This is a genomic window from Candidatus Amarolinea aalborgensis (assembly GCF_900491745.1).
Classification (GTDB): Bacteria; Chloroflexota; Anaerolineae; order SSC4; family Amarolineaceae; genus Amarolinea; species Amarolinea aalborgensis.
Genome location: NZ_UETR01000002.1, coordinates 424,126 through 448,843, shown reverse-complemented (window position 1 = coordinate 448,843; position 24,718 = coordinate 424,126). Strand labels below are relative to the sequence as shown.

Annotated in this window: 20 protein-coding genes; 14 read left to right on the top strand and 6 right to left on the bottom strand. The window is 61.8% G+C overall.

Going from position 1 to position 24,718, the window contains the following annotated elements; all coding sequences use genetic code 11:
- A partial coding sequence (locus ACPQ6D_RS04765; RefSeq protein ID WP_423223150.1) for a Maf family protein occupies window positions 1–421 on the bottom strand: 421 nt, incomplete at its 3' end.
- Window positions 422–736: 315 nt separating this feature from the next.
- Between ACPQ6D_RS04765 and nrdR the strand changes: the two genes are divergently transcribed.
- From nrdR to ACPQ6D_RS04720, 9 genes are all read left to right on the top strand, one after another.
- Window positions 737–1,195, top strand: coding sequence for a transcriptional regulator NrdR (nrdR, locus tag ACPQ6D_RS04760; RefSeq protein ID WP_423223149.1), 459 nt, complete (start codon window positions 737–739; stop codon window positions 1,193–1,195).
- 30 nt (window positions 1,196–1,225) lie between these two features.
- Window positions 1,226–2,098: an ATP-binding protein gene (locus ACPQ6D_RS04755; RefSeq protein WP_423223148.1), complete on the top strand. Its 873-nt coding sequence runs from the start codon at window positions 1,226–1,228 to the stop codon at window positions 2,096–2,098.
- Window positions 2,099–2,100: 2 nt separating this feature from the next.
- Window positions 2,101–2,640, top strand: coding sequence for a hypothetical protein (locus ACPQ6D_RS04750; RefSeq protein ID WP_423223147.1), 540 nt, complete (start codon window positions 2,101–2,103; stop codon window positions 2,638–2,640).
- Window positions 2,641–2,961: 321 nt separating this feature from the next.
- Window positions 2,962–6,576: an ATP cone domain-containing protein gene (locus ACPQ6D_RS04745; protein ID WP_423223161.1), complete on the top strand. Its 3,615-nt coding sequence runs from the start codon at window positions 2,962–2,964 to the stop codon at window positions 6,574–6,576.
- A gap of 185 nt (window positions 6,577–6,761) precedes the next feature.
- A complete protein-coding gene (locus ACPQ6D_RS04740) occupies window positions 6,762–8,666 on the top strand; it encodes a radical SAM protein (RefSeq protein ID WP_423223146.1) in 1,905 nt (634 codons plus the stop codon).
- A gap of 28 nt (window positions 8,667–8,694) precedes the next feature.
- Window positions 8,695–9,483, top strand: coding sequence for a peptidoglycan editing factor PgeF (pgeF, locus tag ACPQ6D_RS04735; protein WP_423223145.1), 789 nt, complete (start codon window positions 8,695–8,697; stop codon window positions 9,481–9,483).
- 35 nt (window positions 9,484–9,518) lie between these two features.
- Window positions 9,519–10,241: a YggS family pyridoxal phosphate-dependent enzyme gene (locus tag ACPQ6D_RS04730; protein WP_423223144.1), complete on the top strand. Its 723-nt coding sequence runs from the start codon at window positions 9,519–9,521 to the stop codon at window positions 10,239–10,241.
- Window positions 10,242–10,468: 227 nt separating this feature from the next.
- Window positions 10,469–11,296, top strand: coding sequence for a pyrroline-5-carboxylate reductase (proC, locus tag ACPQ6D_RS04725; RefSeq protein WP_423223143.1), 828 nt, complete (start codon window positions 10,469–10,471; stop codon window positions 11,294–11,296).
- On the top strand, window positions 11,293–11,550 hold the full coding sequence (locus ACPQ6D_RS04720; RefSeq protein WP_423223142.1) for a YggT family protein: 258 nt from the start codon (window positions 11,293–11,295) through the stop codon (window positions 11,548–11,550). The genes proC and ACPQ6D_RS04720 overlap by 4 nt, the downstream gene beginning before the upstream one ends.
- Window positions 11,551–11,941: 391 nt before the next feature.
- On the opposite strand, the gene ACPQ6D_RS04715 is transcribed toward ACPQ6D_RS04720, so the two are convergent.
- Window positions 11,942–14,116, bottom strand: a complete 2,175-nt coding sequence (locus ACPQ6D_RS04715; protein WP_423223141.1) for a ScyD/ScyE family protein — start codon at window positions 14,114–14,116, stop codon at window positions 11,942–11,944.
- Between the two features lie 363 nt (window positions 14,117–14,479).
- Here ACPQ6D_RS04715 and ACPQ6D_RS04710 point away from each other — a divergent pair, with 363 nt between their 5' ends.
- Window positions 14,480–14,869, top strand: a complete 390-nt coding sequence (locus ACPQ6D_RS04710) for a hypothetical protein (protein ID WP_423223140.1) — start codon at window positions 14,480–14,482, stop codon at window positions 14,867–14,869.
- Window positions 14,870–15,082: 213 nt separating this feature from the next.
- Here the strand turns inward: ACPQ6D_RS04710 and ACPQ6D_RS04705 are convergent, their stop codons facing one another.
- Complete coding sequence (locus ACPQ6D_RS04705) at window positions 15,083–18,805, bottom strand: immune inhibitor A domain-containing protein (RefSeq protein ID WP_423223139.1); 3,723 nt, start codon at window positions 18,803–18,805, stop codon at window positions 15,083–15,085.
- 397 nt (window positions 18,806–19,202) lie between these two features.
- Between ACPQ6D_RS04705 and ACPQ6D_RS04700 the strand changes: the two genes are divergently transcribed.
- From ACPQ6D_RS04700 to ACPQ6D_RS04685, 4 genes are read left to right on the top strand one after another with little or no spacing between them, the layout of a single operon-like run.
- The gene (locus ACPQ6D_RS04700) at window positions 19,203–19,376 is read left to right on the top strand and encodes a Flp family type IVb pilin (RefSeq protein ID WP_423223138.1); all 174 of its coding nucleotides are present in this window, start codon (window positions 19,203–19,205) and stop codon (window positions 19,374–19,376) included.
- A 44-nt stretch (window positions 19,377–19,420) separates the two neighbouring features.
- Window positions 19,421–20,260 (top strand): ComF family protein, encoded by an 840-nt coding sequence (locus ACPQ6D_RS04695; RefSeq protein WP_423223137.1) that lies wholly within the window; start codon window positions 19,421–19,423, stop codon window positions 20,258–20,260.
- A 46-nt stretch (window positions 20,261–20,306) separates the two neighbouring features.
- Window positions 20,307–20,876 carry a ribosome hibernation-promoting factor, HPF/YfiA family gene (hpf, locus tag ACPQ6D_RS04690; protein ID WP_423223136.1) on the top strand — a complete coding sequence of 190 codons (570 nt, stop codon included), beginning with the start codon at window positions 20,307–20,309 and terminating at the stop codon, window positions 20,874–20,876.
- 3 nt (window positions 20,877–20,879) lie between these two features.
- Complete coding sequence (locus tag ACPQ6D_RS04685; RefSeq protein WP_423223135.1) at window positions 20,880–21,350, top strand: arsenate reductase/protein-tyrosine-phosphatase family protein; 471 nt, start codon at window positions 20,880–20,882, stop codon at window positions 21,348–21,350.
- A 107-nt stretch (window positions 21,351–21,457) separates the two neighbouring features.
- Here the strand turns inward: ACPQ6D_RS04685 and ACPQ6D_RS04680 are convergent, their stop codons facing one another.
- The 3 genes from ACPQ6D_RS04680 to ACPQ6D_RS04670 form a co-directional block, all read right to left on the bottom strand.
- Complete coding sequence (locus ACPQ6D_RS04680; protein ID WP_423223134.1) at window positions 21,458–22,219, bottom strand: glycosyltransferase family 2 protein; 762 nt, start codon at window positions 22,217–22,219, stop codon at window positions 21,458–21,460.
- 43 nt (window positions 22,220–22,262) lie between these two features.
- The gene (locus tag ACPQ6D_RS04675; RefSeq protein WP_423223133.1) at window positions 22,263–23,258 is read right to left on the bottom strand and encodes a glycosyltransferase family 2 protein; all 996 of its coding nucleotides are present in this window, start codon (window positions 23,256–23,258) and stop codon (window positions 22,263–22,265) included.
- Between the two features lie 64 nt (window positions 23,259–23,322).
- Window positions 23,323–24,636 carry a hypothetical protein gene (locus ACPQ6D_RS04670; RefSeq protein WP_423223132.1) on the bottom strand — a complete coding sequence of 438 codons (1,314 nt, stop codon included), beginning with the start codon at window positions 24,634–24,636 and terminating at the stop codon, window positions 23,323–23,325.
- Window positions 24,637–24,718: the final 82 nt, after the last annotated feature.

Below are 24,718 nucleotides of genomic sequence, written 5' to 3'. Positions count from 1 at the left end.
GTTCGTCCTCGCCGTAGGCGCGCATCCAAACCGTGCTTGTGCTCACCAGGGTGATCTCACGGCCCTGCGTTGGGTCCAGCCCGGTCACCGCGGTGATGACCACATGATCGGTGTTACGCAGCAGGCGCAGCATGCGCGCAGCATCCTGGGCATCGAGCGGCTTGCCGAGCAGTTCACCCTGGCGTGCGACGACCGTGTCGGACGCCAGGATCAAGGCGTTGGGGCGACGTTGCGCCACCGCCCAGGCCTTGGCCCGGCTGAGACGGCGCGCAAGCGGCTCAGGCTCTTCACCCGCATAGGCCTCTTCGTTGACATCCGCGGCCACCGCCTCGAACATCAGGCCGAGCCGCGTCAACAGGTCGCGGCGGCGCGGCGACGACGAGGCCAGGACGAGAGTTGAATGGATGGGTTGGCTGGTCATGGGTCGTGATTGTAGCAGGCGCAGCGTTAGCCGTCAAACAGGCCATGAGTTTATACGGTTGGCCTTCGACGGCCAGGCTGCCATCGTCGCGGTCAGTTTGCATTGTCAAGGCATCTGTGGTAGAATCTAGCCCGTAAGGATACCACTATATATTGTGGTTGCACTATCAAAATACACTACATGTAGTGTTGGACTGACCAATAGATGCGTTCGTACGTGCCTGCTCCCCGGCCTCGACGGTATGCCTCGATTCAGGCGCATGGGTTATCGGCAACCACTTGTTGCACCACGGCGGGTATTGAAACGTAGGTGAGCATGTTCTGTCCTCATTGCAAGAGCACTGATCATCGCGTGGTTGACACGCGGGGCGCCGGTGATGGGATTCGGCGACGGCGCGAATGTCATCAGTGTGGAGGGCGTTTTACCACCTATGAGCAGGTGGCAGCCAGCTTGATGGTGGTCAAGAGCGACGGCCGGCGCGAGCCGTACGACCGGCAGAAGTTATTGAGCGGGATTCGTATCGCCTGCGCCAAGCGCCCCATTGCCATGGCGGACATGGAGCGCCTGGTTGAGCGGGTAGAAGAACAGTTATACAACCTGGGCCGAACCGAAGTACTCAGTGACGCCATCGGCGAAGTCGTTCTCAAAGAATTGAAGGAATTGGACCTGGTTGCCTATATCCGCTTTGCCACGGTCTACTTGCAACTGCAAGACCTCTATGCGGTGCGCAACGAGATTGACAAGCTGCTGCCGTCAGGGGGTCAACCACGCTAGGCAAGACAACGCCGTGAGGCTGGTCAGGCCATGAGTGAGATTCGATTTGCGCTCAGCAGCGGCGATCGTTTCAACAGTGTGACATTCGACCGTTTGCTGACAGGCATTACGCAGCGAGCGCCTGAGCCGCAGCGCGAGATCGTGATTGATCTCAGCGGCGTTCGTTTCATGGATCCATACGGAATGGTTTGCCTGGTCATGCTGGCGCGCTCGCTGCAGCGCCAGGATCATCCAGTGGCCTTTGTTCTTTCCAGGGACAGCGACGCCTGGCAGTTCGGTCACAGCATGGGATTTCACGACCAGTTGGCGCTCTACAGCACTCTGCGCAACACCGGCCGCACGCGCAGCGCAGCACACAGGGACGCGTACGGCCTGGGGCTGACCCCGATTCAGGCCAGCACCGATGTGGCGCTGGTGGTAGGTCGTTTTCTAGAGTTGGCGCGTGCAGAGCTTGGCTTCAGTGTGGGCGACTTGATAGACAGCGCCAAGATCGTGTCTGAGCTGAGCAGCAATGTCAAGGATCACAGCCGCGATCTAGGGTTGGCCGCGGCGCATTTATACCGCGACCGCCAGGGGCGACGTTACGTGAGCATTGGTGTGGCTGATATGGGGATTGGCATCCGCCAGAGCTTGAGCCAACGACATGCCGAAGCCGGTCACTGGACGCACGCGCAGGCCGTGGCGCAGGCGCTGGAGGGGCTCTCCAGCCGAGCAACTGGCGGCGGTTTAGGACTTTCCAGCGTGCGTCAATTGGTGCGCCGCTACCAAGGGCGCCTTTCCCTACGCTCAGGCGACGCAAAGTTACAACTGAGCGCCGACAAGCAGCCCCAAGCGCTGCATGTCGCATTTTTCGCGGGCGCCCAGGTTGGCATCTCGTTCAGCCAGGTGACTGAGACAGGTTAAACATGGCGCTTTATGAAAAAGTGATCACCCTCGACAACGCCATTCTTGGAGGGCGTGATCATGGCATGGCCAAGCGGCTGCTTGAAGAAATATACAGACTGCCGCGGCGCAGCCTGCTGGTTCTAGAGTGCGCCAAGACGATGTTCATGGATTTCTCCTGGGCGGACGAAGTCGTGGTTTCGCTGGTCGAAGCCGCGCAAGACAGCAGCAAGATCGAGCGCTTCGTCGTGATTCGCAACGCGGCGCCTTCCGTCGTCGAAAGCGTAGACGTGGCGCTCAATCGTCGCGGCTTGGCCTGCGTTCATGTCAGCAGCCGGGGCGAGCTGCAGATTTTGGGCGCGCTCAGTCCCGTGCTGCGTGAAACCTTCGTGCAAGCGTTGGAACTCAAACAGATCAGTGCGCAAGACCTGCCCGGCGACCTTTCGCCGAGCACGAAGAGCAACCGCCTGCGCGATCTGGAAAGCAAGGGACTGCTCTACCGTGTAGGCATTGAGAACGTGGACGGCGGCGGCCGCCGCTTTTTATACGAAGTAGTGCGTTAGGCATCCGGGGCCGGGTGGAATGGTCATCTGGCTTTTATTTTCTACGGCGAATTTGGCAGAATACGCAAAAAACGAATTCCGAGTCTTGAAGGAGAAGATGTGATGACGACCGAGACGGCAGAAATCAGTGAAAAACAAAGCGTGCATGAGACAAAGACGATCTCCGCAGTGCTCGAGACGCCCATGAGTCCCGCGGCGGCCAATGGTGAGAATGGCAGCGCCAAAGTCGCCATGGGCCGCAACGGTGGTCAGAATCACTTCGCCGCGGTCGCGACCTTGATTCGGGCCAACGGCAGCCGCCCAAGCATCGTGATTCCCAGCATGATCATCAAGCGTGACGGCCGCATCGTGCCGTTCGACATTGGTCGTATTGAAAGCGCGCTCACGCGCTGTTTCAACAGCCTGAATCGCACGCCCAGCGTGCCGGTGGAAGAGCTTGCCCAGCAGGTCGTCAACATCATCGCCGCCAAGCATCCGGCCCCCAGCGTCGAGGATGTGCAGGACATTGTCGAGATGGTGCTGCAGGCGGCAGGCGAGTATGAGGCCGCCAAGCACTACATTCTCTACCGCGCGGAACACGCCAAACTGCGCGTCGCGCGGCCGATTCCCGACGAGGTGCGCGAGGCTTTCCAGGCATCCGATCGCCATTTTCCAACACAACTGCAGAAGTTCCAGTTTTATGATAAGTATTCCCGTTTCAGTTACGAGGCGGGGCGCCGCGAAACCTGGATCGAAACGGTAGACCGTTCTGTCGCCTACCTCGCGGAGCTATCGCAGCAGCGGCTGCCAGCGGAGACGTACGAGCGCGTGCGCCGGGGCATCTTGGACATGAGCACGATGCCATCCATGCGTCTGCTGGCCATGGCTGGGCCGGCGGCGCGACGCAACAACATCACCATTTACAACTGCTCGTATCAGCCTGTCGAGAGCATTGACTCTTTCGTCGAGGCTCTGATCATCTCGATGAGCGGGTGCGGTGTTGGCTATTCGGTCGAACACCGCTATGTCGAAAACTTTCCACGCATCCGCCGTCAAACCGGCGCAACGGCCCTGCCTTATACAGTGGAGGACTCGGCTGAAGGCTGGGCGGATGCGCTGCGCACTGGCCTGGCCACCTGGTTCGAGGGCGGCGACTTGCGCTTTGACCTGTCCCAACTGCGGCCGGCCGGTGCGCCGCTGCGCACCAAGGGCGGACGCGCCTCCGGCCCAGAACCGCTGCGCCGTATGTTGGAGTTTGCGCGTGGACGCATCCTGGCGCGGCAGGGCAACTTCCTGCGACCGCTCGATGCACATGACATCATGTGTGCGGTTGGCGGCGCCGCAGTCAGCGGCGGCATGCGGCGCACCGCCATGATCTCCCTCTTCGATTTGGATGACGAGGAAATGCTCCAGTGCAAGAGCGGCGATTTCGAGCGCAACAACAGCCAGCGCTGGAACGCCAACAACTCCGCGGTGTGGCCCGATCGCGAGTTGACGCAGCTTGAGATCGCGCGCTTCATGCTGGACATGATCGAGTCAGGCCGCGGCGAGCCAGGCATCTTCAGCCGCCGCTCCGCCAACGCCCTGCGCCCAGAACGCCGCGCGGCGAGCGATTTTGGAACTAATCCCTGTGTCACGGGCGAGACATGGATTGCCGTAGCCGATGGACGTGGGCGGGTGCAAATCCGCGATTTGGCGGCCGAGGGCAAGGATGTAGATGTCTACACCGTTAAGGACAATAACCTGGTCATTCGTACCATGCGCAACCCGCGCAAGACTGGAACGCAAACGCCGGTCTATCGCGTGACCTTTGCCGATGGCAGCTATGTACGCGCAACGCTCAATCATCGCTTTGTGATGCTGGACGGTTCAGAAAAAACGACCGCCGAGCTGCAGCCGAAGGATGCGCTGAAAGCGATGATGGCTTTCTCGTATCAAAAGAAAGGCCTCCCGGCCGTCGTCAAGTGCAACTACGATGCGCCGAACAGTTATCGGATGCTCCAATTTGGATCTCGTCGCAAGTCGGAGCATCGCCAGATATATGCGCATCATACCGGCGTCGAATTGAACGGCATCGAGTATCAGTTACATCACCGCGATTTCGACGGACGCAACAATCACATCTCAAACCTGCAATTGATGACAGTAGCAGAACATGCCGCTGAGCATCGAGCGCGGATGCTAGGCCAGGATAACCCGGCCGTACGCTTGATGAACGATACCTGGCGCAAGAACCTAAGCGATGCCTGCGCTGGCGCGGTCAATGGCAACGCCAAAGAGATTTCCAATGAGCAATTGGAAGCAGAATTGATCGCTCTCACCCGCAAGATTGGCCGTGCGCTCTTGCGCAGCGAGTACACCGCTTTTGCCCAGGCCAACAACTGGCCGCGCACGTGGCAAGCCTATCGCCGCGACTATTTTGGCGGCGACATCCGGCCGACATTGCAGCGCTTCGCGCACGCGTTAGGGTTGCCGGTTATGGAAGCATGGGAAGTAGAAGCGCGTCGCTTCACCGATCTGCCGCTCCGCCAGGTCAATGGGCGCACCGAAGTACAGAAGGCGTGCGAGGTGTGCGGTGCACCCTTCTGGGTATCCTTCTCGCGGCGCGAGCAAGCCGCATGTAGCCAGCCATGCAGTCAAAAACTGTACTACCGGTTGCACGGCACGGCGAGTCGCCGTACCCAATTGAAGCAAGCCCACAATGAACGCAAAGAAGGCGTGCGCGAACTTCAAGTCAAGATCTATAACGACTTGCTCTCCGAACTCAACCGCCATCCGGCCAAGAGAGAATGGGAGGTGCGTTGCCGTGAAATGGGTATTTCGCCCGAAGTGAGTCGGGCCAGCAGCCCCTTCCGTTCATGGGTGGAACTGGGGACGGCGGCGACTGCGACCAATCACCGCGTCGTGTCGGTAACGCCCGATGGTTGCGAAGATGTGTACACGGGCACGGTGGATGAAACGCACACTTTCTTCAGCATCGGCAGTGAACGCAGCGACGCGCAGGGCCGGGTTGAAATGGGCTATGTGCTATCTTGGCAGTGCGGAGAAATAAACCTGCGGCCATGGGAATTCTGCAACTTGACGGCCGCGGTCGCACGCGCGAACGACACGCCTGAAACCCTGCGCAGTAAGGTTGAAATCGCCACAATCATCGGCACGATTCAATCCATGGCGACGCACTTCCCGGGCCTGCGGCCGATGTGGCGGCAGAACTGCGAGGAGGAGCGCCTGCTCGGGGTAGATATCACAGGCCAGATGGACTGCCCGGTCGTCCAGGACCCGCGCATCATGGCGCAGCTCAAGCACCACGCCGTGCAGGTCAACCGCCAGGTCTCCGAACTGCTCGGCATCAATCCGTCGGTTTCAATCACCTGCGTGAAACCGAGCGGCAACACCAGCCAATTGGTGGACTGTGCATCGGGCCTGCATGCCCGGTGGGCGCCTTACTACGTGCGCAACGTGCGCGTCAGCGCACATTCGCCGGTCTTCAAGGTGCTGCGCGATGCCAGCGTACCGATGGACCCGGAAAACGGCCAAACTCCTCAGGATGCCGACACCTGGGTGGTGCACTTCCCAGTCAAGTCGCCGGACAGCGCCATTACTCGCCGAAACCGCTCGGCGCTGGCGCAGTGTGAATACTGGCTGCAGAACAAGCTCTATTACACGGAGCACAACCCCAGCGTCACCGTGACCTACCACGACGACGAAGTGCTGGAATTGATCAAATGGGTCTGGGAACACCAGGACGTCATCGGCGGCATGGCTTTCCTGCCTTCGTACGATGCGCAGTATGACCAGATGCCCTACGAGGAAATCAGCGCCGAAGCGTATGAGAGGCTGGCGGCCTCGTTCCCGGACATTGATTTTTCCAAACTCTTCCGCTATGAAGAAGAGGATTTGACCACGGCCGCGCAAGAACTGGCCTGCATGGCCGGCGCCTGCGAAGTCGCTCTTTGACGCGACACGCAGACTTCCGAGGTCTTGCAGACTTCGGAAGTCTTTTTGTGGCACGCGACGCCTGACTTCCGAAGTCTTGCAGACTTCGGAAGTCTTTTTGTTGGCGCCCCTCAACGGACGTGCTATAATGTCCCTTCACGGAACAGACCGACCAATCTCATCACAAAGGCGATAGATCACGCAGCATGAAGTGGAACCAGATCGCGCAAGCCAAAGCGCAGCTCGAAAAAGAAAACGGCGCCGTCTTCAAGGACTGGGGCGGACGCCTGCGCGTAGCCCTGGCTTTTCCCAACACCTACTACGTGGGCATGTCCAGCCTGGCGCTGCAGATCATCTATCAAACGTTCAACGCGCTGCCCGATGTCGTTTGCGAACGTGTCTTTTGGGACAAGGACGGCCGCCAGGCGGGCCGCTCGCTCATCTCCCTGGAATCGCAGCGCGACATAGACGCTTTTGATGTGCTGGCCTTCACCATTTCCTACGAAATGGACTACTTCAATGTCGTGGAGATGCTCCTGCAGGCCGGCATCCCGCCCCTGGCCGCCGAGCGCAGCGCGGACGCCACGCCTGATGGCCCCGCGTGGCCGCTCATCATCGCCGGCGGGCCGGGCGTCACCATGAACCCGGAACCGATGGCGCCCTTCTTCGACGCCATCGTCATCGGTGAAGGCGAAGAGGTTATTCCCCAACTCACGGCCATCTTCCGCAGCCAGATCCACGACAATCGCCTTGACCTCTTGACCATCCTGGACAACATGCCCGGCGTTTACGTGCCGCTGTTGGTGCCGGAAGTCAGAGAGCAGAGAGCAGAGAGCAGAGACCGGAGACCAGAGACCGGAGACCAGAGACCGGAGACCAGAGGCCGGAGATCAAACCCCGCCCACGATCTCCGATCTCCAATCTCCGATCTCCGATCTCCAATCCCACGCACGATCCAGCGCCTCTGGGTGCGCGACCTGCAAGCCTACCGGACGGCATCTTCGATTTATACCCCGGATACCGAATTTGCCAATCTGCACCTGATGGAAATTGCGCGCGGCTGCGGCCGCGGCTGCCGGTTCTGCCTGGCCGGTTATGTCTACCGCCCGGCGCGTGAGCAGCCGCTCTCCCGCGTGCTGGACTGGGCGAAACAAGGCTTACAGCACGGCGACCGCATTGGGCTGGTCAGCGCGGCCGTGTCCGATCACACCGAAATTGATGAGATGGCCGTGGCCCTACGCCGGCTGGGCGCGCGCATCTCGGTTTCCTCCATGCGCACCGACCCCATCAGCGTGCCGTTGGTGCGCGCCATGGTCGAGAGCGGCACGCAGACCTTGACCATTGCGCCCGAAGCCGGCAGCCAGCGCCTGCGCAACATCATCAACAAAACGCAGGGCGTGGATGATCTAATGGCAGCCGTGGAACTGGCCGAGGCGCTCAAGTTCCCGCAGCTCAAGCTCTACTTCATGATCGGGCACCCCACGGAGACCGATGACGACATCGAATCCCTGGTGCAATTCACGCTCGATGCGCGCAAGCGCTTCAAGCGCCGCCTGGCGATCAACGCCACGCCGTTCGTGCCCAAGGCGCACACGCCGTTCCAGTGGATGGCAATGGCGGACGAGAGCACGCTCAAGCGGCGCCAGGCGATGATTGACAAGCGCCTGCGTCCCCACCAGGTGGCCGTGCGCGCGGAGAGTCCACAGTGGGCGCAGGTGCAGGCCGTGCTGGCCCGTGGGGACCGCCGCCTGGCGCCGGTCTTCCTGACCCTGGCCGAACAAGGCGGCGTGACCATTCGCAGCTTCCACGCGGCCCTGGCCGACGCGGGCCTGGACGCATCTCAGTTCATCGGCGAGTTTGCACATGATCTACCGCTCCCCTGGCGCATTGTCGAAAGCGGCGTCAGCGACAACTTCTTTGATTATGAATGGCGCCTGACGCAAAAGGGCGAGACCGGCAGCCACTGCCCGCCCGACTCGGCTGGCTGTTTGACCTGCCAGGCGTGCGATGAGTCGTGGGCCTTCCGCTTCACCGACGGCAAGCCCGCGAAACGGAACGGCACTCACACGTCCGAGGGCGTGCTGAAGACCCCCATTGCGCTGCTGAGTTAGCCGGCAGGTAAGCGAGAGAGCGATCACGGTGCCGATCACGAGCTTCCACGACATCCCTGTGTTTCAATTTTCCAGTCTGGCCGGCCGGCCAGGACTGGTCCACGCCATTTCGACGCGCCACGGCGGCGTCAGTCCGCCGCCGTGGGACTCCCTCAACCTGAGCCACACGCGGGGCGATGACACGGCGCGGGTCAACGAAAACCACCGCCGGCTGTGCGCGGCCCTGGATGTGCCAGCCGACGCGCTGACCAACGCCTACCAGGTGCATGGCGCGCAGGTGATGCTGATTGGCCCGGCGCAGCGCGGCCAGCGTCAAATGAACACCGACGCCCTGATCACGGCCGCGCCTGACACGCCTCTGCTCTTGCGTTTTGCCGACTGCACGCCCATCATACTCTACGACCCGGCGCATCACGCGCTCGGCCTGGTCCATGCTGGCTGGCGGGGGACCGTGGCCGGCATCGCCGCGGCGGCGGTGCACGCCATGCAGGTGAGTTTTGGCAGCCGCCCTGCCGAATTGCTGGCCGCCGTTGGGCCAGCCATTGGCCCTTGCTGCTACGAGGTGGGCGATGAGGTCGTGGAGGCCGTGCGCCAGGCGTTTAGCAACCCCGAAGCCCTTTTGCCGCCAGGCCGGCGCACCAGGCGCCACTTCGACCTGTGGGCCGCCAATGGACAGCAGCTGCAGGAAGCCGGCGTGCGCCAGATCGAGACAGCCGAGCTGTGCACGGCCTGCCACCATGATTGGTTCTTTTCGCACCGGGCCGCAGCCGGGCGCTGCGGCCACTTCGGCGCGCTGGTCATGCTGCGGCCGCTGTGATCCAGATGGGCGCAGCGGTAGACGCAAGGAGTGTCATGAACAGGGAACAGTTAGCGGAAAACCTGGCGCTGGTGCAGGCGCGTATGGCAGCGGCCGCGCAGCGCGCCGGGCGTGATCCGTCTGAAGTCACGCTGGTGGCCGTGAGCAAGACCCATCCGGCGGAAGCGATCCAGATGGCCTATGATCTGGGTGTGCGCGATTTCGGCGAAAGCCGCGTGGAAGAAGCGCTGCCGAAGATGGCGGCCGTCCACGCCTGGCTGGCGCAGCGGCTCGACGCGCAGCCGATCACCTGGCATTTGATCGGTCATCTGCAAAGTCGCAAGGTCGCCGCGGCTGTTGGCCCGTTCCACCTGATTCACTCCGTGGATCGAGTGAAACTGGCGCGTAAACTGGCGCAGTTGGGTGAGGCGCGTGCGCAAGCGCAGGCCATCTTGCTCGAAATCAATCTTTCCGGCGAGGCCAGTAAGTTTGGCTTCCGCCCTGAAGAGGTCGGCCCACTGGTGGACGAAATCGCCGCGCGACCCCTGCTGATTGTCCGGGGCTTGATGACCATTGCGCCGATCGTCGAAGACCCCGGCCAGGCGCGACCGATTTTTCAACGCCTGCGCAGCATGGCCGCGGCGCTGGCGCAGCGCCATCCTCAGCTTAACTGGAGCCAGCTCTCGATGGGCATGACCGATGACTTCGAGGCGGCCATCGAAGAGGGCGCGACCCTGGTGCGCATTGGCCGCGCGATCTTCGGCGAGCGCAAGGCATAAGCGCGATTAACCTGAAAACAGGCCGCAGATGAACACGGATCGCCGCGGGTTGCCTGTTTTCATCCACGGCTGTGTCACAGGGCATGAGTATCTAGCCCGACGCGCGTAAATGAAAAATGCTGACGTGAGAATAGGCCGCGGATGAACACGGATCGCCACCGATTGCCGGTCTTCATCCACAGTTGTGCGCAGCGACTGAGCAACGAACCTAACACGAGAAAACAAAAATGCTACACGAAACCACGATTTCTTTTATCGGCTCTGGCATCATGGCCGAAGCCATGATCAAGGGAGTGCTCGACCGCCAACTGACGAGCAGCGACCGCATCCTGGCGGCCGGCCCCCGCGCCGACCGCGGCTATGCCTTGACCGAACGCTACGGGATTCATAGCACCACCAGCAACCTGGAAGCGGCCCGCGCCAGCGAGATTGTGGTCCTGAGCGTCAAGCCGCAGGTGCTGCCGAAGGTGCTGCGCGAATTGAACGGCCACATCGAGCCGGGCGCGCTGGTTTTATCCATTGCCGCAGGCACCCGTATTCGCGCCATCAGCCGGGGAATAGGAGGGCACCAGGCGATCGTGCGCGCCATGCCCAATACCCCGGCGCAGCTGGGCAAAGGCATTACCGTTTGGACCAGCACGCCGCAGGTCAGCGAGGTGCAGCGCCAGCAGGCAGACCAGGTGCTCGGCGCGCTCGGTGAAACGATCTGGATGGAAGACGAGGCCTACCTGGACATGGCAACTGCGCTCAGCGGCACCGGGCCGGCCTACGTTTTTCTCTTCATCGAGGCATTGATTGATGCTGGAGTCCACCTGGGCTTCTCACGCCGCGTGGCGGAGCAGTTGGTGCTGCAGACCATGGACGGCTCGCTGGCCGTGGCGCGCACCAGCGCCCGTCATCCGGCCACGCTGCGCAACATGGTGACATCGCCCGGCGGCACGACGGCCGAGGCGCTGTACCAGTTGGAGAAGGGCGGCCTGCGCACGATTATCTCGAAGGCGGTCTACAGCGCCTATCAAAAATCCAAGTTGCTTGGGGAGATGAGTGAGAAATGATTTTCCTACGTCAGTTCATCACCTTGCTGTTCGGCGCGTTGCAGTTTGCCATTCTGATCCGGGTCCTGCTGAGCTGGTTCCCGAACCTGGATCGCTCCAACCCGCTGGTGCAACTGCTTACGTCGGTCACCGATCCGATTCTGGAGCCGGCCCGCCGCCTGATTCCCCCCTTCGGCGGCCTCGACATTTCACCGATCCTGGTCCTGTTCGCGCTGCAGCTGCTCGAATCGGTGCTGCTGCGCGCCTTGCCTTGACCCAAACAAACTGGAATCGAATGGATGACCTGAAGACGTTGGCTCCCCGGCCAGGACTGGCTCACACAAAGACACAAAGCCACGAAGAAGCTTTTGGCATCTTGGTGGCTTTGTGTGAGGACTAATCTGAAAATTGGCCGCGGATGAACACGGATCGCCACGGATTGCCTGTTTTCATCCACGGTTGTGCCCAGCGCATGGGGGAACTGGCTCGCTGGGCATGACTGGCGCACACAAAGACAAAGCCACAAAGAAGCTCTTGGCATCTTCGTGGCTTTGTGTGAACTTACGACTGGCTTAACCTGAACGCCTCACACCCTCCGCGCTTTGTGCTTTGCACTTTGCGCTCGGCACTGCGTTCAGCGTTCAGCTTTCCTCATTCATCATTCCCTCAAGGCGCCTGGTAGACCAGCTTCATTTGCGGGCGCACGAAGGTCACACTGTAGTCGGACGACGTGAACTCCAGCTCGGAGTTGGTGCTGCCGCCGCCCATGATGACGATGCCGTGGTTCATGTCGGGGTGCATCACCCACATCTGCGCCTCGTCGGTCACATCGAACCAGACCCAACGGCCAGAACCGCCGAAGGAAACACGGTCGGCCAACATGCTGGCATGATCGCTCGGCCCCATGGCGCCAGGCATCTCCCAGGCCATGCCGGCATCCGCCTGCATCCAGGTGGCGGCCATCTCTGACCAGGGCTTGAGCACTTGGTAGGCCATCAGGTCCACCGGATTGCCGCTGCCGTAGGTGACCCACACCCCGATTCGCGCCTGCGAGATATGCGCGGCGCTGTTGACGCCAGAGAGGTCGAATTGCACCAGGGCGTTCTTGATGCCGGGCTGGCGTACATAGAAGTTCGCGCTGGCGCCATACGGCGTCATCGGCATCCAGGCATTGAGGAACGTGTCGCTGGCGCCGCTGTAGCCGTTCACGCCATCCTGCAGAGTCACCTCGAAGTCACGTAACTCCGGCACGCTGACGCTGGCGGATGCCGATGCGACCTCGGCGTTCATCTGGTAGGAATGGAGCATGAAGGTCACGCCGGCGCCTGCCGCGCCCAGTTCCACCTTGGCTTGGAAGCCAAAGTGCACTTCCGAGCCGGCCATCTGGTTGCCAATCCACGCGACGCCAACCACCACGCCGCTGCTGCTGGCCGCGCGCAAGGCCTTCTCGCCGCCAGCCTGGTACAGCCGCCGCGCCTCGCCCATCGGCACGGTGACCGGGATGGCGCCGCCAAAGACGCTGCCATCCACATACGACACCAGGCTGCGGTCAATCGGCACGATGTGCAGAATGCCCATGGTATCGCCGCCGTAGTTCATGGCGTGTGCGTGCACTGTCACGGTCTGCCCTACCATGGCCGTGTCGGGATCCACCATGACCGAATCTTCGATGGCAATGCGCACGACGCGGCCCATGCCTGGGATAACGCCATATTCAGCCACGTAGAGCGCGCCGTCGGGGCCGTAAGCCAGGCCCGTGGGCAGGAAGAGATCTTGCGTGATTAGTGTGCGCGTGCCATTAGGCGCCACGCGGTAGAGCGCACCCGTGGGGTCTCCCGAAAGCAGGCTGTTATGGGCCATTTCAAGGACATACAGACTGCCGTCCGGACCGAAGACCGTGCCCAGGATGTTGGTGAAGCCGCTGGCGTAGGTCTCAGGCGCGCCGCCCATCGGCACGCGATAGACATTGGCGCCGCCTACCGGGAAGGGGAAACCGGTCAGCTGACCGACGGCATACGAACCATCAGACATCATTTGCACGGTGGTTGGCACGGCCTGCATCGGGATCATCGTGCCGGAGCCGGGCGGAAACTCGACCATGCGATCCGGGAAGACAGCGGTCGTCGAGATGACGCCGTTCATGTCAATCTTTAGCAGGTCATTACCGCCCGCGTCGGCCACGGCAAAGCCGTCGGCTGTTGCCAGCACGGAGTAGGGATTGCTGTCAAGCAATCCACCGTCCGGGTTCGCGATGCCTTCATAGCCAGCAACGTCAACCATGTTCTGCCAGGTGCCATCGGCATGAATCTGCACTAGTTGGCCGAAGTTCATGCCGTCTGCGCCCAAGAAGCCCTGGGGGTCGCGCAGCGCGGGATCAGCGCCCAAACCAATAATGGCGTACAAATTGCCTTGTGCATCGAACGCAACGTCCTGCGCCCCGACCCCCTCGCCGTCGGGCGTGGAGAGAGAAACCAGCCCAGGGCTAAACACCGACTGCTGGCCGTTCAGCACACGCGTGATCTGGCCGGTGTATCCCCAACAGACCTGCGATCCGTCCGGGAAGGTGAAGCACGTTGGCCCACCGACGCCAGCCTCGGCGATGTAGAGACCGCCATCCGGGCCAAACGCCATGCCGCGTGGGTTGTTCAGTCCCTGCGCGACCACCTGAAAAGAGGTGGGGCGCAGCGACGGAGCGCTGTTGGGAACATAATTTCCCCACAAGGTGGGTTTGAACACCGGTTTTGACGCGGGCGCACTGGCGCCAACCGCCGGCGCCATTGCAACCAGCAGCAGCATGATGACCAGGGCAAATGAAACGATACGAGCGTTACGCTTGTTCATACGTGAATCTCCTGTTGAAATAGTGATCGGATCGTCCTGAGCAGGGATACGCGCAATGTCCGCGCTCGAAGCACCTCCTTCCGGCAGGTAAGCAACAATCGCTGGGATTACCAGTGTGTGGGACGTCAATTGTGCAGCCAGGTTTGATTTGACGGCGTCCGGGGGTCAAGGGAACATGAGGCGATCATGTAATCGCAAACGTTGACGCCTTACCAGCGTTCCTGCGGTTATTATAACCGCCCGCCCCAGGTTTGTCAACCAAAAAACCGAAAAAGATGTCAACCCGTTAGAATGGACAACGGTTGACCGGCCAAAGAATCTGTTGTATACTCCGCCCATGGGTGAAAAGGCTTGGATACAAGCGTGCGTACCATGAGAAGAAATAGTCATACGGACATCACAGACAAAAACCTGGACCGATTGGCCCATTTGTTGATTGATGAAATGGGGGCGCCATCTTTGTCCGATCGAATACCGGATGGCGCTCACCTTTTCCACGGGGCCTACGATGACCTTTCCCTGACGAACGCTAATCTCGACCTCGCCAGCAAAACACTGTTGGGGATGATCCTCGGCTACGTGGAACCAGCAGCTCTGTGCATGGTATTCGAGCGGGCGTCAGGAGAGAAATCGGTCATCAACCTGTCGGATGAGGCATACAAAGCGCGCGCCCAAGCGTTTGTCGAGTTGTTCCGTAAACAGAGCCAGCGCAGCGCGGTAGAGCAACTCAGTGAATTGTTGCTCACTGCCTGATTTCCATTCTTGACTCCAGCGCGCCTGGCGCGCAAACCAACAAGAAGCCGGGCTTCCTACGCCATCCGCTAGAGATGGCGCACGAAACCCGGCTTCGTCGTGCTGTCGGCGCTACTTGAATGGACTATGCACTATGCACTTTGTACTCTGCGCTTTGTACTTTGTACTCTGCGCTTCCCATTCCGCCTTCAGCATTCCTTATTCAGCGATCCCTTACGGCGCCTTGTAGACGATCTTCATCTGCGGGCGCACGAAGGTCACAATGTAGTCGGACGACGTGAACTCCAGCTCAGAGTTGGTGTTGCCGCCGCCCACCAGGGCAATGCCCTGATTGCTGTTCGCGTTCATCACCCACATCTGCGCCAGATCTTGCACGTTGAACCAGACCCAGCGGCCCGAGCCGCCGAAGCTAACGCGATCGGCGAACGTCGCCGCGCGGTCACTCGGCCCCATCGCGCCAGGCATCTCCCACGGCATGCCCGCATCAGCCTCATTCCACGTCGCGGCCATCTCTGACCACGGCTTGTAGACCTGATAGGCTTCCAGCGTCACCGGGTTGCCGCTGCCGTAGGTGACGTAGAGACCAATCTGCGCCTGTTCCACCTGGGCGGTGTTGGGCAAGGCTGACAGATCGAACTTGACCAGCGATGTCTTGACGCCAGGCTGGCGCACGTAGAAGTTAGTCGCGCCGCCATACGGCATGGTCGGCATCCAGGCATTGAGGAAGGTGTCGCTCGTGCCGCTGTAGCCGTTCAGGCCGTCCTGCAGCGTGACCTCGTAGGAGTTGAGGGCCGGCACGCTGAAGCTGGCAGACGCGCTGGCGATCATCTCGCCCATCTTGTACACGTTGTCCACGAACGACCAGTTACCGCCGGCCGCGCCCATCTCTGCCTTCACCTGGAAGCCAAAATGCACTTCCTCGCCGGTCATCATGTCGCCGACGTAGGCAATGGCCACGACGCCGCTGTCAGGGCGGTAGGCGTCCTTGAGCGCTGCCGCGCCGCCACTCTTGTACATCTGAGCCGCCACACCAGCCGGTACGCTGATGGGGAAGGCGCCGCCGTAGACGCTGCCGTCTACGTAGGAGACCAGGCTGCGGTCAATGCCCACCACATGCAGCAGGCCGCTCTCCGCGCCGCCGTTGTTCATGTTGTGCACATCAACGGTGGCGGTTTGACCAACCGCAAAGGTGTCCGGAGTGACCGTGATGTTGGCCACGATCTCAGTCGGCGCGTTCCAGATCTTGACGTGACCATAAGAGCCATCGGCCGCCTGGTCCATCACCTGGAAGTGCAGTCCGTACTGCGTATGGTTGTCGCCAGGATTTCCAGAGCCCAGCTCACGACCGGAAACGGTGGCGCCCCACAGGTCGGTGAAGTCGCCGTCCAGGTTGACGCCGTCCGCAGCCAGGCCGCGAACACGCGTCGTGTAGTCGCCGCTGGCTGGGATGACCACGCTGGAAGCGTTGGCGATCGTATAGATGAAGCCGTTATCGGGCCAGGCAAAGCCAGGCACGTAACCCATGCTGTCATGGAACGCCGGCTTGGCCGGCCGGTTGCCCAAGGGGAGCACCGGGTTGGCGATGTTGGCGAAATCGTGCAGGTTCCAGACAGCCGTCGGCGCCAGACCAAAGGCCGCGTCCATAGACTGGCGACGGCCGTTCATTTGCGGCTGGCGGGCGTTGGCCGCTGGGTTCCAGAAGCCGCCGCTCCACAACACCGGGTCGGGATTGGCGTCCACCACGAGCATGCTGCCCTTGGGGCCGTAGGCCGGCGAATTGGCCGCACGGCCGCCGGCAAGGACATTGTTGTTGGGGTAGTCGTCATTGCGATACCAGACCACCATGCCGGGCACGTTGGCCGGGACGCGATCCACGATCCAGCCGTCGCCGGGGTGCGTCAGCGTCAAGTAGCCATAGGCCAGACCGTCGTCTGCGCCGAAGCCGCCCATGTTGCGCCATTCGAGCATGTAGTAGTGCTCAATGTTGACGTCAATCGGCACGATTTCCCAGCCGTCCAGGGTCCAGTCGCTCGAGTCTTCCAGGTCGTTGGCGTAGATCACGATGCCGTTATTCGCGGCCATCAGATTGTCAATCCACCAACCCTCCCACTGCACGCCGCCGTCGGAGATTTGGCGGAAGCGCGTCATGACATTGCTCAAGCCGACGTAAGCGGACAGGTCGTAGCGCAAGACGCCTTCGTAGTGGTCGTTGAGACCGCCCACCGGGTCCGTCACCGCGACGCCATCCATGTCTTGCAGCGAGGCCCATGTGCTGCCGCCGTCGGTGGAGACCTGGAAGTAACCGTAATCGTAGTCCGCTTCGAGGTCAATGTAGGTCGTGAAGCTGACGGTCAGGCTGCCGGAGAGGCCGCTCAGATCCCAGCTGCGGTACACCGATTCGTCGCGGTTGTCGCCCAACACATTGTGCCAGCCCTTGCCTTCGCCGGCCTTGTTGGGGATATTGACCACGGTCGAAGGCAGGTTGACGCGTACGGTGTCCTCGGTGCCCGCAGGCGTGCCCGCGGCCTGGCCCAGCATCACATCCATCGGCTGCGGCATGTTGTAGTCCACAACCAGCGGATTGGTCCAACCGAAGAAGGTGCGCGCCCAGGGATTGAAGCTGGCCGGATCGGCCCCGCCCAGTTCGCCCGTCCATGAGCCGGCCGACATGACATCCCAAAACGCGGTCGAATTTTCGGTCGCGCCCGAAGTGTCATAGTAGTCAGGCAGGCCAATGTCATGACCGTATTCGTGCACGATGACGCCGATGTCGGCATCTTCGGGTACGATGGTGTAGTTGAAGACGCGAATGTCGTCGGAGCGATCATCGGGTGTGTCCATGCCCGCGACCAGGTGGCCCAGGGTCGAACCGTCGCCGTAGGTATCCTCGTAGACATCCCAACTGTGCGCCCAGATCGAGAACTCGCCTTGCGCACCGCCGCCAGCTTCGTTGCCGATGCCGGCATGGGCGATCATGAAGTGGTCCACAATACCGTCATGGTCGGTGTCCCACTGGCGCCAGTCGAAGCCAGGATAGGCCGCGTTGATGGCATCGGCCGTGTCAGCCGCAACGCGGAACACAGGGCCGTTGCGGCTCATGTTGGAGCCGCTGGTGCAGGGATCATCCGCGCCATATTCGCCCTCAGACACCGGGAGCTGCACCCAGCCGTAGAAATCGCCGGTCAGGTGGTAAAGCCCCTCGGACTGCTTGAGGTACCAGTTGGTGGCCGTGTGGCCGGTCAGGTCTACACCTGCGCCGTTGTTCAGGTCAGGGCGCACGACGCCGACGCCGGCCGTCGGCCCTTCGCCGAAGAACAGGTTCTGGTAGAAGCTGGTGGTGAAATCTGGCACCCACATGCTGTTGTTGTCGCCCGTCGGCGCGGGGTCAGGGATCTGGTTGTGCAGCGGGCCATCAATCGTCGTGGTCGTGCCATCGGGCACGCACTGGCCGTCAACCACGTGGTAATTGTCGAAAGTCTGCGAGCCGGTAAACTCGACAATCGCCATCAGGAGCTTGGCTTCACCGGTTTCGCCGAAACCGGCAGCCATGGGGCTTTTGCCCATCGCCTTGGCCTGGTTCCAGGCGGCCAGTCGCTTGGCGTACGCGATCGGGTTGGGGCCGCTCATGCCCTTCTGGCGATTAAGGGCTTCTTTGTAGGCTTCCACGGCGGCTTTGGCATCCGCGGCCGACGAGTTGAGCGTCAACGCGCCATCCGCGCGCAGCATGTTCTCGATGACAAAATCATCGGCCGGCGGCATGGGGTTGGGCTGTGAACGGATGAACTTCTGCCAGGGAATGGAGGGCGGCGCTGCGGCGGCGCCGGTCTTTCCTTCGGGCGCCGAGGCCAGGGCCGACATGGGCGCCAGGGCGACGATGAGCATGGTTACGACGAGAAACCATGTAAACCACGTTGTTCGATGCTGATTCGTAGTCATCTGAGTTCCTTCTTTGGAGATTGGTTCGCCAGGGATGTCGCGTGCTGAAGCGAGACCCCCTGCAAGGTCGCAACGGGGGAGGAGCAACAGAGATTGGTGGAGCGCGATCACCTCCTTTGCTTGGCGCCTGGCGCGCCTGGCCCAGATCAGCCAACATCACCATGTGCGTGGCGGCGCGCCAAAACTGGCTAGGTATTTCTCGTCGGGAATCGTGACGGCATGAGTTGGGCAAATAGCGTGTGCTCAAATTCGATTATACGCGTCATAGGAAGGTTTGTCAATCGCGTTTGTCGCCATGATGCGTCAAGCGGTTTGGCGTCTCAACAGAGGTATGTTACAATTTAGGCAGTTACGATCTTGAACATGCGTCGTATGTGGCGACGCCGGAGTGACAAAGATGCGTAAGCAATGGCTCTCCCAACTCGCACGCGACGACGGGCAGAGCTTCGCCGAATTCGCGTTGATCCTGATTCTCATCGCCATCGTTGTTCTAGCCATCCTCCTGATCATGGGCGACGATATGCGTGTGTGGATCATTACAGCCTGGCAGAGTATTTTCCCATCGCAGTAAGCGCCGCCGCCTGTCGGCGATGATCTCGCGACACAGCCTGGCTTATGTCAAACAATCAACAACACGCCCCGCATCGGATCCTCGCGCAGCCTGACACGCAAGCGAGCAGTCAATCGCTCCGGCGCATGCTGACGCGGCTGCAGCGGACCTTCCTGGACCTGCTCTTTCCACCGCGCTGCGTCCACTGCGGCCAGAGCGGCCAGCCGGGCGGACGCCTGTGCCTGACATGCAGAGGGTTGGTCACCCGCCTGGGTCCTCCCTGGTGCCAGCGCTGCGGACAACCTGGCGTCCAGGGCGCCGCCTGCCCTTCGTGCAAGAACCAATCCACAGCCCTGACCGGCATCCGGTCGGCGCTCTTGTTCGCAGGGCCGGTGCGGCCGGCCATCCATGCGCTGAAGTACAAACACGCGCGCGACCTGGCCGCGCCGTTGGCAGAGCTGATGCTGCCGAGTTGGCGCCACCTACCCCAACCTGTGGACGTCCTTGCGCCGGTGCCGCTGCATCCCGCGCGTGAACGCGAACGCGGTTACAACCAGTCACAACTGCTGGCTGATGTCATTGGCCCGGCGCTCGGCATTGCGGTGGACGGTCGCTTGCTCGAGCGCACGCGCCAGACCGCGCCGCAGGTCACGCTGAACGCGCAGGCGCGCCGCCAAAACGTGGCGGAGGCGTTTACCGTTGGCCGTGAGCGCGCCCCGCATGTGCTTGGGCGTCACGTGGTGCTCGTAGATGATGTGTGCACCACCGGGTCAACCCTGGGCGCATGCGCCGAAGCCCTGGCCGCGGCCGGCGCACAGCAGGTGTGGGCCTTCACCCTGGCACGCGCGCGCTGGGCGCCCACGACTCCCGCGCCCGCATACCTCGACGATCAACCCCAGCCTTGAGAAATGGTCCCAAGGCTGATTTCACAACCTAGAAAGGTGTCAGACGATGGAACTGCATATCACTGGCAAGAATGTTGAAGTGACCGACTGGCTCAAGCAGTACGTTGAGAAGAAGATTGGGCGCCTGGACCGCTACCTCCCGGGCATCCAGGAAACGCGCGTGGAGTTGGTCACGCAGAATTCCAGGCGCGCCGGCGATCGTCAGGTGGCCCAGTTGACGCTGCGCACCAATGGCTCTATCCTGCGCGCAGAAGAGAAGAGCGATGACATGTTCGCGTCCATTGATGCCGTGGTGGACAAGATGAATCGCCAGATCAAGCGTTTCAAGGACAAGCGCCAACGCGGCCGTGGTCGTGACATTGATCGCGCGGAGCAGATGGAGACTGCGGCCATCGAGATGGAAGCGGTGGCTGCGGAAGAAGAAACTGTGTCCGGCAAAATTGTGCGCACCAAGCGCTTCCCCATCAGCCCGATGAGCGACGAAGAGGCCATCGAGCAGATGGAACTGCTCGGACATGACTTCTATGTGTTCTACAACGTGGATGATAATCGCGTCAACGTGGTCTACCGCCGCGCGGATGGCGACTACGGACTGCTGCAACCAGAGCTGGCTTGAGCCGTGAAACGGATTCTCTTTGTCTGCACCGGCAACGTGTGCCGCTCGCCGATGGCAGCCGGCCTCATGCGCCAACGCCTGCACGACGCGGGTCTCGACGCGCAGGTCAGCGTCTCCTCGGCGGGCATCTATGCCCTGGACGGAAAACCGGCCAGCGCCAATGCGCAGATCACGCTGGGGCAGCGCGGCATTGACATCAGCGACCACGTCGGCCACACGCTGGAAGTGGCAGACCTGAAAGCAGCCGACATCGTGCTGGTGATGGAGGAAGCGCACCGGCGCTCGATTTTCTACACGGCTCCGCAGTACCTGGGCAAGGTGTTCTTACTCAGCGAGATGAGCGGCAAACACGACGATGTGCACGATCCGTACGGTGAAGCGCTGGTCGAATACGAACGCTGCGCCAATAACCTGGAGCAGCTGCTTACGCAAGGCGAGCCGCAGATTCTGCGCCGGCTGGGGATTGCGGAATAGAGATCGGAGATTTGAGATTAGAGACCGGAGATCAAGTGTCACACCTCGTGACCGGTCTCCGGTCTCCGGTCTCCGGTCCCCGGTCTCCGGTCTCCGGTCTCCGGTCTTCAATCTCCCCTCTCTTCCCTCCGCCACAACTGCGCCAGGTCCACGTAGCTGCGGTAGGTGTACCACGCCATAAGGGTGCTCAGCTTCAGTCCGTGCCAGCCGTCGCGCCAGCCTGCCAGGGTGATGTAGCGACGACGGAATTCTCGCAGCGGCTGCAAAAGGTAGTTGTGCGGCCGCGGGCGTACGCCTCGTTCCTTCAAGATTTTGGCCTCATACGCGGCATAGGTGGTCTGCTTGCGATGAAACTGCGCCCAGGAATCGTAGTTGTAGTGCAGCAGATGATGGCGCAGGTGTCCTTCGGCGCCATCCAGCAAGACCACTTCGTGCACAGGCCGTGACAAGTCATAGCGCGCACTGCCTCGTTTGAGCAGGCGTAGTTGGTAATCAGGGTACCAGCCGGCATGTCCCATGCGCTTGCCCACGATATAATTGAAGCGCGGCGCCCACCACCCCACCTCGCTGCGCGGCGCCACCTCACGCAGCTCGGCAGCCAATTCGGGTGTGATACGTTCATCGGCATCCAGGAAGAAGATCCAATCAGCCGCCGTGACCTCGAGCGCGTGGTTGCGCTGCCGCGCCCAGCCTTCGAACGGGCGCTGAATCACCTCCGCGCCGGCGGCTTGCGCCAGATCTGGGGTGCCATCGTCGCTAAAGGAGTCTGAGACGACCACACGGTCGGCCCAGGCTGCGCTGGCGATGCAGTCGGTAATATGACGGGCTTCGTTCTTGGTCAAAATGACCACAGCGAGCGTGGGTGGCATCGGTTAGTGTGTTCTCCCCATGTGCACAGAAAGCAGTTGCCAATCAAGACCCGGCGCGGGCAAGGGCCGTCACTTGCCGGTACGCGGTCAGCCGCAGTTCCAATTCCGCGGCCGTCAACGCGCCCTGCCCCGCCTGACGACGCGCGCGGCGCATCTCCGCCGCCATGCCGATCTGGATCAAGCCGCGCGCCAGCCAATGCCGCAGAGGGCCGTAACGGCGCGCGTAGAGGCGCAGGCGGCTGCGCCAGAGAGCCACGATCATTTCACCGCGGAATTGGCGTGTGCTCTGTCCTTCGAAATGGGTGACGCGCGCCGCGGGCACGCACCACAACGGCCAGCCGGCATCGCGCAGACGCCAGCACCAGTCAATTTCCTCGCAGTACATGAAATAGCCCTCGTCCAGCAGGCCGACGGCCTGGATCGCCGCGCCGCGCAGCATCAGCGCCGCGCCCAGCGCCGCGTCAATCGGAAAGGGCCGGCCGGCTGTGTACCAGGCGCGGGGATAACGACCATTCAGGCGTGACGCCAGCACGCGACCGTGGACAGGAAAGAAATCAAAGAAGAGCTGCCACAGGCCTGGGAAACGAAAAGCGCCGTGCTGAAAACGGCCATCGCCATAGGCCAGCTGGGCGCCGCACCCGCCGGCCTGTGGATGGCTCGCCAGAAATTGCACCATCGCGGCCAGCGCCCTTGGCTCCACCGCCGTGTCAGGATTGAGCAGGAGCACGAAATCAGGCAGAGGCGCGCTGGCCGGCGTCGCCGCCGCGGCGTCGAAGCCCATCTGGCGCAGGGCGGCGTTGTTGCCGCGCGCAAAGCCCAGGTTCTCCGCCTGGCGCAGCAGATGCACCCAGGGAAAGGCCGCGGCCACCATATCCGCGCTGCCGTCGGCCGAGGCGTTGTCCACCACCCACACGTCCCAGGCCAGATCTGGGGGCTGCTGACTGGCGGCAATCGCCGCGAGACAGCCGGCCAGCAGCTCGCGCACATTCCAACTGACGATGACAATCGCCAGGCGCAGCATGGACGGCTCGTCGCTCATGGCGAGGCGATCCCTGAGCGTCGCCCGTGAGGCAGGCGCAAGGCCCCATCCCGACGAATGGGCATCACGGCTGGCCCACCTCAACGCTGATGCGATCCACGTAGTTGTTGGCCACGGCCACGAACTCGTGAATCAGCCCGCCCCACCAGAAATTCGTCGCGGATGGCGGCGCCTGGTCGAACTGAATGCAGCCGTTGACCTGGCCGCGCTGGCCGGGCATCAAGTAATACTGCTCCGTGCCGTCAATCACGCGCCGTTCCAGGTCTTGCGGCCGGCCAATCGCCCAACGGAAGGGAAAGTCCACCCCGGTGGTGTCGTAATTGACGCCGAAGCGCCAGACGCCGGCCTGCTGGTACCACGACTTGTCGTTGTTTTCAACGGCCAGCGTGTTGTAGTTCTGGCTGAACTTGTAGGTCTGTCCCGGCCAGGGGCCGGCCGTACGAATGGGCACCGTGCCCTCATTGGACACCGTGGCCGTGAAGCACAGCGTGCCGCCAAGCGGTACGCCCACCACGCGGTTGATCTCGCCCTGCCAGTCAATTTCGCCCTGCAGAATGTCGGCGCGCGGCTTGCCACCTTCCTTGATGGTGAGCGTCGAGGAGACGACCACATGGTTGCCCGCCAGATCACGCGCCTCGCCCACGATCGTGTAGGCGCCGTCGGGCGGCGGTTCCGCGCCTTTGTCCACGCCGCCTTCGTAGCGGTATTCGTGATACCCCCTATCACCCGGCTTGATCACGCGTTCGCTTTCAGAGAGATAATACTTCACGTCTGGCTGCGCCGGATTCACCAGGTAGACATTGACGCTATCGGTTTTCTTGGTCAGGTAGTAGGAAATCGAAACCCAGTCGTCGCGTAGGCCGTCCTGGTTCGGACGAAACTCCTGCGGCACGACGCTGAAGTTGTTGAGCAGAGGAAGCTGCGTATCGCCGCCTTGCAGGGTGATGGCGCCGGTGATCTGCTGCATGCGGCCGTTGGCTTCGGTCGCGGTGATGGCCCAGGTGTAAGCGCCATCCGGCAGCACCCAACTGTCCACGAGCTGGCGGCCGGCGGCCGTGTCGAGCACGCGCGGCTGGTTGACCGTACCGCCCCACAACACTTCGTATTTGCCGGGCGAACGCGGCCGTCGGTCACGAAAGTGATAGACCTGGCCGGCCGCGTCGGTGAAGGTGATCGAGAGGTCAGCATTGCGGCCCAGGGTGTAGCGGATGCGGGTGACATCATCTTTGCCATCGGCGTTGGGCGAGATGAGCGCAGGGTCCACGCTGACGTTGGCAAGGAGGGGACGCAACAAGGAAACACAACCCGTGCTGAGCACAGCCAGGCTGACCAGGCACAGCACGAGCAACCATCGCGTACGTTTTTTGATCCAGTGCATGAAGGTCACGAAAAACGGTCAGAATCATGGCCGCGCCGGGCGGCAGCCGTGGCGCAGCCATAGCGCAAGTCTACCACAGCGC